Origin of the sequence: Brachyspira sp. (assembly GCF_050873525.1) — a bacterium.
Lineage (GTDB): Bacteria > Spirochaetota > Brachyspiria > Brachyspirales > Brachyspiraceae > Brachyspira.
This window is the reverse complement of record NZ_JBNMIZ010000074.1, coordinates 1-11,671: the sequence shown is the minus strand read 5'-3', so window position 1 is coordinate 11,671 and position 11,671 is coordinate 1. Positions and strand designations below refer to the sequence as shown.

Below are 11,671 nucleotides of genomic sequence, written 5' to 3'. Positions count from 1 at the left end.
ATATTAAAAAATTAACAGAAAATATTTCTAAAACAAAAAATAAGTTTAATTTAAGCGATGAAAAATATAAATTCTATACTCAAAATTTAATTTCAAAATCTTTATTATATGACGATGGTATGAATAGGTTAGGAGCGAGACCATTTGACATAGTTAAACTTACTAATTTTGGTAAAGGATTATTAGATTTTATTTTAACCAATAATTATAAATAATATTGTAAAAATGGATTGCTTCGCTCACACTCGCAATGACGGTAATTTAATTAATATTATAGTTTTTCGATTTCTTTGATGGTTAAGCCCGTAATTCTTTTAATAGTTTTTATATCAATATTTTCTTTTTTCATTGATTTTGCCAATAAGATTGTTTTATTTTTTTCGCCTTCTTTAATGCCTTCTTCAAAGCCATCTTTTCTTGAGCCTCGCATTAGGCTTGATTGATAAAATAAATAAGCCTCTCGTTTGTCGTATTCGTTGAGTAAATCTTTGTTGTCTGTAAAATAATTATACTTCTTCATTGCCTTTTCAAAAATTGTGTCTTCTTTTAATAATTGAGACATGTCTTCCTCCTTGTTTGATTTCAAAAATAAAATCCAATTTTTTAATTTATTTTTAATTTATAAACAAACAAATAAATTTTTACCAAATATTTATAGTTTGTGAATTTCTTCAATACTTAAACCCGTATGTTTTGATATAAACTGATTATCAAGTCCAGAAGCTTTTAAACTTTTAGCTATTGAATATTTTTCGTCTTTTATGCCTTCTTTTATTCCTTCTTCAAAGCCATCTTTTCTTGAGCCTCGCATTAGGCTTGATTGATAAAACAAATAAGCTTCTCTTTTATCATATTCATTTAGCAAATCCTTATTGTCGGTAAAATAATTATACTTCTTCATTGCTTTTTCAAAAATTGTGTCTTCTTTTAATAATTGGGACATGTCTTCCTCCTTGTTTGATTTCAAAAATAAAATCCAATTTTTTAATTCTTTTTTAATGTTTGCATTTTCATCGAATTTTGGAATTTCCACATAATGCAACTGGATGTGGTCGGTTAAAATTTTATTACTATTTTTTTCTTTAAGTAAATAGCAAGTATGCATTCTTTTGTCGCTCTTATCAAATAAAATATCGTCAATTAAATTTATGCTTATAACAGGTTTTAATCCAGGATAATCTTCGCCTTTCTTTAAAGTGCTTGAATAATTTTTACTCCAATAATAAAGCGTTCGTTCAAAAAAATTCTTTGTGGAATAAGTTTGAATTTCAATTATTACTATAGTTCCATCTTCGGTTACGGCTTTCAAATCTACGATACTTTCTTTATTATTCGCTTTTTCAGATAAATTGAATGGATTAATAATTTCTACCGATACAAAAGTTGCAAAATTTGAATCAATCATTATTGCGTTAATAAAGCTTAATAATAAATCTTCGTCTCCTTCCAACCCAAAAAAATAACGAATAAAGTAATCGTTTAACTTTTTAACTACAATGTTGCCTTTGTTATTCTTCATAAATATTATTATAACAGAATAATTTTATTTGTCAAAATATAATTTCTATTATTTTATTTATTGAGATTGATTTATATTGTTCGGTTTGGATTGCCACGCCTCACAAGTTAGGCTCGCCCACGATGTGCTCCTTAAGGCGATGACGGTTTAAATTTGTTCTTAAATTCGATAAGAAAACGGAAATTAAAATAATACTTGATTTTTCGATTATTATAATATAATTTTGTATATAGAGGTTTTATTATGGTATTTAAAGTTATTGTCCATGAAGATAAAGACGGACTTTGGGCTGAAGTTCCAAGTATTAAAGGTTGTTTTTCTCAAGGAGAAACTATGGAAGAATTGGAAAATAATATTAAAGAGGCAATAGAAGGTTGCTTGTCTGTCGATATAGAAAAATATTCTAAAAACAATATTGTAAAAACTATTGAAGTCGTTTTATGAAATCCGTAAGCGGTAAAGAATTTTGCAAAATATTAGAGCGCAATGGATGGACGCTCGCAAGAATTAACGGCATTATATCAAATATGGAAGCGATTTAAGAATATCCGTTCCCGTCCACAAAAACGATGATTTGAAAATAGGACTTTTGAAGAAATTATTAAAGTTAACGAATATATCCGAAAGTAATTTATAAATTATTAAATACTATGCTATTTTTATCTTTGGAATGAAGTTTGTCGTATCTTTCTTTTAATATTTTAACATTTTTTTCATTATAAAAATTGCGTTCTTCATTTTTTACTCTGAAGGGAATTGCCCGCTTGTTTATAGATTGTTTTAAAAATATATTAATCGCCGTATTCGTATCCAAACCTAATTCTTTAAAAAGTTTATCGGCATCTTTTTTTACTTTATCGTCAATTTCTATTTTCATCATAACGGTTTTTGGCATAATATCTCCTATCGTTTTATTATAGCATAATTAATTTAAAAAGCTATTGTTAATTACTTTAATAAATTTAATTCTTTTCAAAATAATATTTTAAATAACCGTTTATTACCAATATGCAATTATTTTTATCCGTAAAATATAAATATGTGTTTGCATAATATCTGCCGCCGAAAACCATAGTAAATTTATAATTTGTTTCTACACTTCGAGGCTGTCCGATTTTGAAACTTTCTGATTTAACGCCTTTTTCTTCAAAAATTCCGTATCCGAAATTATATATCGTAAGTTTTCTACCAAAATTATCGTAATATTCGCCGCTTCTTTTTGAAAGAAAAATATCGCTGGAATATAATATTTGAAAATAAATTAAAAAGAATAATAAAAAAGTTATTTTAAATTTTGAATTCATATTTGCTCCGTTCGATTAGTTTTATTATTTAGAATTATTATATATTAGAATTATTAAAAATGGAAAAATTATTAAAGGTTATGTAAGTAAAAGAAAATAAACTTTGTTTCTTATGCGTATAGCGATTTGTTTTAATATAGTTCAATATTTGAAAATATGTTTAGAAATAAAAATTGATTTTACAAAATATAATGGTATAATATTTAATTATTATCCAATAGATTAAAGGAGAAATATTATTATTAATAACAATGCGAATAATGTAACTTCCAATCCGCTATATTATGAGAAAATCCATAAATTGCTCTTTAAATATGCCACGCCGAGCATTATTTCTATGCTTGTCGGTTCGCTTTATAATATTGTTGACCAAGTTTTTATAGGAAGAGGAGTTGGAATATACGGAAACGCCGCCACAAATGTAGCTTTCCCTCTCACTACAATATGCGTGTCGATTTCTTTATTTTTAGGTTTGGGAGGAGCTTCTATTTATAGCATTTCTTTAGGACAGGGAAACAAGAAAAAAGCCGCCGATATAATAGGAAATACTATAGTTTTGGCAATCGCATTTAGTTTAATATTTTCAATAGTCGTTAAAATATTCGTTAGAAAATTTATGATTATGTTCGGAGCTACTCCAGATGTTTTACAATATGCAATAGATTATACGAGCATAACTTCTATTGGTTTTCTTCCATTCGTATTTTCAACGGTAATGAGTCATATAATAAGAGCGGACGGAAGCCCAAAATACGCTATGTTTTCCGTTTCAATCGGAGCGATAGTAAATATGATATTGGACCCGATTTTTATTTTTAATCTTAATCTGGGAATTTCGGGAGCGGCGCTTGCCACGATAATCGGACAGTTTATTTCTTTCTTTATAACTTTAAGATATGTTTTTAATTTTAAGAATATTACTTTTAATAGATATAGTTTTATTTTGTATTCGGAAAATGTTCGCAAGATTTTTATTCTCGGAGCTTCGGGCGGAATAAATCAATTTTCCATGATGGTAGTTCAAATAACAATGAATAATGTTTTAAGTTATTACGGCGCTAAATCGATATACGGCGGAAATATTCCTTTGGCGGTTTCGGGAATAATTGCAAAAATAAATATGCTAATAATGGCTTTTATAATTGGAAGCGGACAGGGAAGTCAGCCGATTTTAGGATTCAATTACGGAGCTAAAAATTACGACAGAGTTATAGAAACTTACAAACTAACGGTTACTATAACTTCGATAATAGCTTTTATATCGTTTTTAATTTTTCAAATATTTCCTCGTCAAGTGGTTTCGATTTTCGGAGATGGAAGCGAACTTTATTTTAATTTTGCCGAAAGATATATGCGAATCTATATGTCGCTTATGATAGTAAACGGAGTTCAGCCCGTATCGGGAACTTTCTTTACTTCGATTGGAAAGGGAATCAAAGGAGCTTTCATAGCGATGACAAGGCAGTTAATATTTTTACTTCCGCTCATTATTATACTTCCAAGAATATTTGGAATTGAGGGTTTGATGTATGCGGGTCCGATAGCGGACGGAATCGCTTTAATTGTCACGATAATTTTTGTAAGTTTGGAAATAAAGAAAATAAAAAGTTTGAAATTGAATTAAAAAATTAAATTTTATGTTAACTTATTTTCATAAATTTTTTAATTTTTGTAAATTTCTTATTTTTTTTTTTTTTTTTTGACAAAAAAATATAATACTTGCTTGACATTTATTATAAAATTTACTATACTTATACTGTAAGGGGTTGAGAAAACCTTAATAAAAACAAAATAACAAATGGGGAGAAAATCCTCAAATAAAAATTATAAGGAGTTAATTATGTTTAAAAGATTCTCACTCAAACACATTGCTATAATTTTGGTTATAGCTCTTATCGGTATTGCAGGAATTATTTCTTGCGGCGACATACCTACGGAAGCGGAAGAATCGTTTACTGTAGACGAAAGCGAGCTTCCAGAAAACAATCCTACCACTAATAATGGTAAACCAGCGCCAGAGTCGACTTATCCTAATAGTCCAAGAAATTGGCATGACGCAACTTACCGCGAAGTGTATGTTCCATTTGCGGGCGTTTATTACAATAACGAAAATGGCGAAAGACAATGGAATAGAGCCATCGTAAGCTATATGGATAGCAACACTTTGACTCAACTTTGGAAAGACCAAATGGACGCTAAAGGAAAAGGCGACAATTACGATTTCTTCTTAAGAAATAAGAGGAACACTAAAGCCGAAGGCGACTTAAAAATAGGAAACGATTACTATTTCTTTGACGCCGATTTTAATATTCGTCATAAAAAATGGCCCGAATTTATATTAAAAGAATTAGTTGGCGGCGTTATGACAATTTACAATCATACGGATTTATATCCAACTGGAAAAGGAACTATAGTAGTCGGCGGGCTTTATAAAACGGCTTACAAGATGCCTAAATACGAATATTTGAGTCCTGTAGATAATGACGAAGGCGTTTATTTGTTTATGAACGGAAGAGAAGTTGGCGATTTGGAAATTGTGATTATGAATGTCGGAGTTTCAAAAGTAAATTTCACTTTCTACGGCTGCGATTTGTCTTATTATAGCGGAAGCGATAACTACGATATTAGACTTAAAACAAAAAGAGAAGAATGGTATTCAGAACTTAGACCTCCAGAAACGGTTTTGAAAGTATCGACTTACAAACAGTTAAGAGATATTGACAATGCAAGCTGGTATTATTTCAGCGCTGGACAAGCGGAAATAGCAAGGTATAGAGAAACCACTCCATCTCAAAGTTCCGTAGATTTGACCGACCCTAAATATAAATGGTCTAAAGGCGACAGATGGTAATAAAGGTTTTAGATTAAGAAAAAATTTATTTATTTCAGTCGGGGCATGCAAGCCATGTCCTCGATTAAATAAATTAAGGAGAACATTATGAATAACAAAAGATTATTTATACTTATAAGTTTGCTAATTGCTATTATAATAGTAGGAGTTTCTTGTAAAGCAGAACCTACCGAAGTGAATGATTTTACATTTACTGTGGACGATAGCGATTTACCAGATAATAATCCTACCGACCCTGACCCTGTGGAACCAACTCCAGATTCTACTTATCCGAATAGCCCCGAAGGATTTGACGGAGGAACTTATTACGAAGTATATGTTCCGTTTGCGGGCGTTGGAAATGTAGTAACTGTAAGTCATCAAGATAAAGATACTTTGATGCAGCTTTGGAAAGACCAAATAGATGCTAAAGGTAAAGGCGATAATGTGGATTTTTTCCTTAAGAATGGATATAATCCTTGGGTTGAGGCTAATTTCAAAAAAGACAACGATTATTATTATTTCGATAAAGATTTTAATATTTATCATAAAAAATATCCAAATGTTTTGCTTAAGAAATTAGTAGGAGGAGTAATTACTTTCTATAATCATAACGATATGTGGACTGTAGGAAAAGGCACTCGAACGGTTGGAGGACTTTATCAAACCGTATTGACAGATTTGTCTAAAGTAGGAAACGATTTGGGAATTAAATTCTTTATGAGCGGAAGAAAATCTGGAGAATTGGAAGTTATGGTTTTGAATGTAGAAGTTACTCAGCAAAATTATACTCAATTTGCAATGGATATAGCTTATTATAACGGAAGCGATATTCAGCATAATAGATTAAGAAATAAAATCTCCGAATGGTATGCTCTTCATAGAGTGCCAAGCGATGTATTGAAAATCTTATATCAAAAACCTATAAGAGATGTTATTAGAGAAGGTGACGGTTTCAGAGGCTATACTTTCTACTTTATACCAGCGCAAAAAGAGATAAATAGAATATCCACTATAACGACAAGTTCAAAGGTAAATTTAAAGGACTCTCGTTATAATTGGACAAAAAATTATAAAATAGATAAAGTTTTCTAGATAAGAGAAAATTATATTATACAATGTGAAATAAGTGGCATGTCTTTTTTAGGCTTGCCACTTTTTTATTTTTTATACATAAGAAGATTAAAAAAGGGATGCCGTGCGACATCCCCAAATTCTACTGGGCTTAAAGAAACCCACAATACAACACTCCTAAATAATAACATATTCAAAAAATTTGTCAAGCGTTTTTTTAAATAAATTTATTAAAATCAAATCCGAATATTAAAATAATATATGGAAAATAGAAATCGTTTTATAGTTTTTGCATCCGTTTTGGCTGCGCTTATAATATTGGCATTCTCTTCTTTGATAATAACCGCAAATAACAATATAGCGGAAAAATCGGGAAGCAATAAAGACGATTTACAAGTTCAAAAAAAATATAATATTAAACCGAAAAGCAATAAAGTTAGAATATTGATAGACCCTGGACATAACGCGGTAACCAAAGGAAGTATGGGATGGCTCGGATACGAATATTATATGACTTTAAGACTTGCCAAACAATTAACCGCAATATTGGACGAAGACAGCAGATTTGAATATTTTTTAAGCAGAGAAGGAGATTATTATTCAAGACCTATAAAAGAATATATGACGAATAATTACGGCAAACTTTTAGGAATATACGGAGCTAAAGCCGAAAATACTTATAGAGATACGAATATGGCGAGATATCAGATTTTAGAATTATACGCGATTAGAAATTACGCCATAGAAAATAATTTTGATTTGCTTTTAAGTTTGCATTTCGATTATATGCCTTATATAAGCAGAAGAGCGAAAACGGAAGGCTTTCATGTCATAGTTAGTCCTTATAACGGAGAGTTTAACGCTTCAATGCAAGTGGCGAGAAAAATATCCGAAAGAATGCAAGAAAGTTATAAAATCTCTCCCACGATAGCTTACGACAGATATATTCCCGAGACCGTTTGGACTTTCTACGATAGAAACAGTTTATTAAAAGAAGGAATTGCAATAAGAGGATTAATAGTATTGGGAGATGAATTCGAGTTTATATATAATAAAAATTCTTTTTCTAAAGATGTGCCTTCGGTTATGGTTGAAGCGGGATTTATTCATGATTGGAAGCTCGGCGGAAACAAGGCATTAAAAGAAATATCCACAAAAATATACGAAGCGTTAACCGACATATATATTAATTGATATTGATAAAATTTAATATTATAGTTAAAATAATCGTATGTATAAAGTTTATAAAAATAAAAAGAAAAAAAGAAATTACAAATATATAACGGAAGAAAAATCTAAATCTTCGGAAAGACTGGAAGGATTAAAAAATATTTTATCCAAAAGATTATATTTTATGTTCGTTCCTCATTCAAAAAAGAAAACCATAACCGTGTCTTTATCCATATTTTCGATTATCATACTTTCCGTTATTATCTGCGCCGCGTTATTGGTAGCTTTTTCTTATTTGACAAAAAATACCGTAGTCGCAAATAAAGTGGAAACATTGGAAGGAAGCTATAGCAACCGACTTGACGAGGTAAGTTATTTTGAAGATTTATTTAATTCTTTCGTTACGAATTATAATTATAGAACGAATATGATTAGACTTACTAAAGACGCCAAAAACGGAGAAAGCGATTATACGAATTATGCGGATTATACAAACGCGGAATTAATAGATAAAGCGGCTATAATAAACGCGAGAGCGGAAGAGTTTGAAAGCGTGAAAAATTATTTGGAAGAATTGAAAGCTAATATAAATTCAAAAAATAAATCTTTGGAATCTATTCCTTCGATTCTGCCAATAGATTCAAGATACGCCGTTATTTCAGTGCCTTATCAAAAAAATTCTCTAAACTCTAAAGGCATCGGATTTGAAACTATAGCTGGAACTTTGGTAAGAAGCGCCGCCGCGGGAACTGTTCATAGCATAACTTATAATAATAACGATGGTTTTACGATAGTTGTTTATCATAGACTTGGAATTATAACGACTTATAGAGGACTCGCAACATCTTTGGTTTCGGAAAATAAAGATTTGAAGAAAGGAGAGATTATAGGAAGCGCAAAAACGGGAATATTGGAATACGAATTAACGCTCGCTACGGCAAACGCGAATCCTTTAATTTTTACTTCGTTTAATTAATTAATGATAAAAAAGAAAAAACTATGGATAATAAAGATTTAAAAAACGGCATAAAATACGCTTCGCTTGGAATCGAATTTGCAAGCATGATATTGGGACTCGGTTTCGTAGGATATTATATCGATAAAAAAATTGGAAGCGCTCCATGGTTTCTTATAGGAGGAATATTTTTCGGTTTCGTTTCGGGAATATATAGACTTTATAAAATTTCAAAAATCATAAGCAGAAACGATAAAAATGATAAAAGCTAAAGGATTTTTTATGCAACCTATAATAATTAGTTTACTCGATACGGATTTATATAAATTCACTATGCAGCAATGCGCTTTAAGGCAATTTTCAAATGTATGGGTTCGATATGTTTTCAAAAGCAGAAATATTTTAGACTGGACTTACGAAATGCATGAGGAACTACTTAAACAGATAAAAAATTTTTGCAATATACATTTTGAAAAAGACGAACTTGATTATTTGGCTTCGTTAAGATTTATAAAAAGAGATTATATAGAATTCTTAAAATTATATAAACCTTTGGAAGAGCATATAAAAGCTTTATTCGACAATAATAAACTCACAGTTGAAATCGAAGGACCTTGGTATCAAACTATTTTATGGGAAATTCCGATTTTGTCTATGATTAGCGAAATATATTATCATTATTCGGTAATTAAAAAAAATAAAAAAGATTTGGTTTATAAACAGGGCGAAAAAAATTTAATCGAAAAAATTGAAAATAAATTGATTCCGATGCATAAAGAAAATAACGGATTTAAATTTTCCGAGTTTGGAACGAGAAGAAGATTTTCTTTCAAATGGCAGGATAAGGTTATAAATATTTTGAAGAAAAAAATTCCGAAATCATGCTTTGTCGGAACGAGCAATGTTTATTTTGCAAAAAAATACGATATACTCGCCGTTGGAACGAACGCTCATGAATATTATCAAGTCGGGCAGGCTCTGGATAAAGTGCGACTTGCCGAGAGTCAAAAATTCATGCTTCAGTCTTGGGTTAATGAATATAGAGGCGATTTGGGAATAGCTTTGTCGGACACTTTGGGAACGGATAAATTCTTAAAAGATTTCGATTTATATTTTGCAAAACTCTACGATGGAATAAGACATGATTCTGGAAATCCTATAGAATGGGGCTATAAAGTTATAAATCATTATAAAAAATTAAGAATAAATCCTATGACGAAAACTTTATTATTCAGCGACAGTTTGGATTTTGACAAGGCTTATAAAATATATAAAGAATTTAAAAATCAAACGAATGCGACTTTCGGAATAGGAACTTTCATTATGAACGATTTTAAGCCAGTCGCAAAACCTCTTAATATAGTAATGAAACTTCAAAGCGTCAACGGAAAACCAGTGGCAAAATTATCGGACGATGAAGGAAAAACGATATGCGAAGATAAAGAATTTTTGCATTATTTGAAAATAGTCTCTCAAGAATAAAAAATATTTATGATTAAAAAACGATTAAGAAATTTAATATTTATAATATTTTTGTTAATAATTTTTGCATGCAATAAAAATAATATAATCGAAAGAAACGAAATAGAATCGAACGACAGCCCCGAATACGCTCAATTTATAGATTCGAATATTTTAATCAAAGCGAATTTAAACTCCGAAGATATTGATTATTATAACATAAGCCCGACTAACGGATTTATAATGGATTTTTCTATAAAAGCGGAAAATCATAATAATATCGATTTGGAAATATTGAACGAAAACGCGGAAAAATCTTTATTCAAAATAAAGACGAAAGATATTTTAAATTATAACGGAAAAATTGAAATGAAGGATTTGATTTTAAGAAACGATAAATTTTTTTTCAAATTAACTTCCGAAGAATCAAAAAACGAATTTAATTATAAAATAAGTTTCAATTTCAAAAACGAATATATGAATAAAACCGAAACTGAAATTAACGACAATTTTCAAAGCGCAAATACAATAGATTATCCGAATCAAATTATTTACGGTTATTTTATTAAAAATTATAACGAAAAAATTTCAATAGAGGAAAATATTAAGCCTTATTTGAAAAACGAAAATATAATAGATATAGATTTTTATTCGATAGAAAATGAAACGGATATAGACGCCTCGATAAATATTATTTTAGAATATAAAAGAGATATTGAAATAATTTTATTTGATAAAGATTATAATTATCTTAAGAAATCGAAAAATAAATTGTCCTCCGATTTCAAAAGCGGGGATAAATATTATATAGTTTTGGCATTTTACGGGGAAATATATTTGATTGATAGGTATAGTTTGTATTATGAGTTTGAATAAAAACAGCGTCCTCCGTTCGCAACACACGAAGAACGCCGAATTATAGTGAAAAATTTAAGAAAGATTGCAAATTAAATTATTACTTTTATAAAGTAAACAAATCTTTATTCTCCTTACTTTTTTGTCACCAAAAGCGGACTTTAGTCAGCGTGCGTCCCTACGGGAACGAGTATATTTATAGCCGAAGTAATTCGAAGTAATAGAATTTGATTTTAAAATTTAGTTTTATTAATGGTGGATTGCTCGCCAAATGTGGGCTTTAGCCTCGTTCGTAATGACAGAATTTTTTTCTTTTAAACCGTTGACATAAATTTAAAAAGACTGTATAAATCAAAAATCATTTATTGAATATTTAAATTGAATTATATTGACAAAAATTTTTAAATGTTATAAAATATGATTTAATAAATTAATTAATATTTAAAAAGATTAAAAAAATAAAGTTTAAATAAACTATTGAAAAATTTTTTTAAGTATTATAT

General features: G+C 29.5%; 15 protein-coding genes. 11 read left to right on the top strand and 4 right to left on the bottom strand.

Annotation, left to right across the window (positions count from 1 at the left end; all coding sequences use genetic code 11):
* The coding region (locus ACR0QS_RS06580) for a hypothetical protein (RefSeq protein WP_432632643.1) at window positions 1–215 on the top strand (215 nt) is incomplete at its 5' end.
* A 56-nt stretch (window positions 216–271) separates the two neighbouring features.
* Here ACR0QS_RS06580 and ACR0QS_RS06575 read toward each other — a convergent pair.
* Window positions 272–562, bottom strand: coding sequence for a hypothetical protein (locus ACR0QS_RS06575; RefSeq protein ID WP_432632642.1), 291 nt, complete (start codon window positions 560–562; stop codon window positions 272–274).
* A gap of 90 nt (window positions 563–652) precedes the next feature.
* Window positions 653–1,519 (bottom strand): Rpn family recombination-promoting nuclease/putative transposase, encoded by an 867-nt coding sequence (locus ACR0QS_RS06570; protein WP_432632641.1) that lies wholly within the window; start codon window positions 1,517–1,519, stop codon window positions 653–655.
* A 243-nt stretch (window positions 1,520–1,762) separates the two neighbouring features.
* Here ACR0QS_RS06570 and ACR0QS_RS06565 point away from each other — a divergent pair, with 243 nt between their 5' ends.
* Both ACR0QS_RS06565 and ACR0QS_RS06560 read left to right on the top strand, forming a co-directional pair.
* Window positions 1,763–1,963 (top strand): type II toxin-antitoxin system HicB family antitoxin, encoded by a 201-nt coding sequence (locus ACR0QS_RS06565; RefSeq protein ID WP_432632640.1) that lies wholly within the window; start codon window positions 1,763–1,765, stop codon window positions 1,961–1,963.
* 76 nt (window positions 1,964–2,039) lie between these two features.
* A complete protein-coding gene (locus ACR0QS_RS06560; RefSeq protein ID WP_432632644.1) occupies window positions 2,040–2,156 on the top strand; it encodes a hypothetical protein in 117 nt (38 codons plus the stop codon).
* Here ACR0QS_RS06560 and ACR0QS_RS06555 read toward each other — a convergent pair.
* Window positions 2,151–2,414 carry a type II toxin-antitoxin system RelB/DinJ family antitoxin gene (locus ACR0QS_RS06555; protein ID WP_432632639.1) on the bottom strand — a complete coding sequence of 88 codons (264 nt, stop codon included), beginning with the start codon at window positions 2,412–2,414 and terminating at the stop codon, window positions 2,151–2,153. The genes ACR0QS_RS06560 and ACR0QS_RS06555 overlap by 6 nt on opposite strands.
* Window positions 2,415–2,481: 67 nt before the next feature.
* Window positions 2,482–2,823, bottom strand: coding sequence for a hypothetical protein (locus tag ACR0QS_RS06550; RefSeq protein ID WP_432632638.1), 342 nt, complete (start codon window positions 2,821–2,823; stop codon window positions 2,482–2,484).
* Window positions 2,824–3,124: 301 nt separating this feature from the next.
* On the opposite strand from ACR0QS_RS06550, the gene ACR0QS_RS06545 reads away from it, so the two are divergent.
* From ACR0QS_RS06545 to ACR0QS_RS06510, 8 genes are all read left to right on the top strand, one after another.
* On the top strand, window positions 3,125–4,447 hold the full coding sequence (locus tag ACR0QS_RS06545; protein WP_432632637.1) for an MATE family efflux transporter: 1,323 nt from the start codon (window positions 3,125–3,127) through the stop codon (window positions 4,445–4,447).
* Window positions 4,448–4,663: 216 nt separating this feature from the next.
* Window positions 4,664–5,674, top strand: a complete 1,011-nt coding sequence (locus ACR0QS_RS06540; RefSeq protein ID WP_432632636.1) for a hypothetical protein — start codon at window positions 4,664–4,666, stop codon at window positions 5,672–5,674.
* Between the two features lie 87 nt (window positions 5,675–5,761).
* Window positions 5,762–6,748: a hypothetical protein gene (locus ACR0QS_RS06535; protein WP_432632635.1), complete on the top strand. Its 987-nt coding sequence runs from the start codon at window positions 5,762–5,764 to the stop codon at window positions 6,746–6,748.
* 240 nt (window positions 6,749–6,988) lie between these two features.
* Window positions 6,989–7,921, top strand: coding sequence for an N-acetylmuramoyl-L-alanine amidase family protein (locus ACR0QS_RS06530; RefSeq protein ID WP_432632634.1), 933 nt, complete (start codon window positions 6,989–6,991; stop codon window positions 7,919–7,921).
* A 37-nt stretch (window positions 7,922–7,958) separates the two neighbouring features.
* Entirely contained in the window at window positions 7,959–8,873 is a 915-nt protein-coding gene (locus ACR0QS_RS06525) for a M23 family metallopeptidase (RefSeq protein ID WP_432632633.1), read from the top strand.
* A gap of 23 nt (window positions 8,874–8,896) precedes the next feature.
* Window positions 8,897–9,124, top strand: coding sequence for an AtpZ/AtpI family protein (locus ACR0QS_RS06520; protein ID WP_432632632.1), 228 nt, complete (start codon window positions 8,897–8,899; stop codon window positions 9,122–9,124).
* A 10-nt stretch (window positions 9,125–9,134) separates the two neighbouring features.
* Window positions 9,135–10,334 carry a nicotinate phosphoribosyltransferase gene (gene pncB, locus ACR0QS_RS06515; protein ID WP_432632631.1) on the top strand — a complete coding sequence of 400 codons (1,200 nt, stop codon included), beginning with the start codon at window positions 9,135–9,137 and terminating at the stop codon, window positions 10,332–10,334.
* A gap of 9 nt (window positions 10,335–10,343) precedes the next feature.
* The gene (locus ACR0QS_RS06510) at window positions 10,344–11,189 is read left to right on the top strand and encodes a DNA-binding protein (RefSeq protein WP_432632630.1); all 846 of its coding nucleotides are present in this window, start codon (window positions 10,344–10,346) and stop codon (window positions 11,187–11,189) included.
* Window positions 11,190–11,671 lie beyond the last annotated feature (482 nt).

Coding starts and splice junctions, on each gene's coding strand:
- ACR0QS_RS06565 (WP_432632640.1), top strand. CDS start 1,763: ATGGTATTTAAAGTTATTGTCCATGAAGATAAAGACGGACTTTGGGCT.
- ACR0QS_RS06530 (WP_432632634.1), top strand. CDS start 6,989: ATGGAAAATAGAAATCGTTTTATAGTTTTTGCATCCGTTTTGGCTGCG.
- ACR0QS_RS06570 (WP_432632641.1), bottom strand. CDS start 1,519: ATGAAGAATAACAAAGGCAACATTGTAGTTAAAAAGTTAAACGATTAC.
- ACR0QS_RS06525 (WP_432632633.1), top strand. CDS start 7,959: ATGTATAAAGTTTATAAAAATAAAAAGAAAAAAAGAAATTACAAATAT.
- ACR0QS_RS06550 (WP_432632638.1), bottom strand. CDS start 2,823: ATGAATTCAAAATTTAAAATAACTTTTTTATTATTCTTTTTAATTTAT.
- pncB (WP_432632631.1), top strand. CDS start 9,135: ATGCAACCTATAATAATTAGTTTACTCGATACGGATTTATATAAATTC.
- ACR0QS_RS06555 (WP_432632639.1), bottom strand. CDS start 2,414: ATGCCAAAAACCGTTATGATGAAAATAGAAATTGACGATAAAGTAAAA.
- ACR0QS_RS06535 (WP_432632635.1), top strand. CDS start 5,762: ATGAATAACAAAAGATTATTTATACTTATAAGTTTGCTAATTGCTATT.
- ACR0QS_RS06510 (WP_432632630.1), top strand. CDS start 10,344: ATGATTAAAAAACGATTAAGAAATTTAATATTTATAATATTTTTGTTA.
- ACR0QS_RS06520 (WP_432632632.1), top strand. CDS start 8,897: ATGGATAATAAAGATTTAAAAAACGGCATAAAATACGCTTCGCTTGGA.
- ACR0QS_RS06540 (WP_432632636.1), top strand. CDS start 4,664: ATGTTTAAAAGATTCTCACTCAAACACATTGCTATAATTTTGGTTATA.
- ACR0QS_RS06575 (WP_432632642.1), bottom strand. CDS start 562: ATGTCTCAATTATTAAAAGAAGACACAATTTTTGAAAAGGCAATGAAG.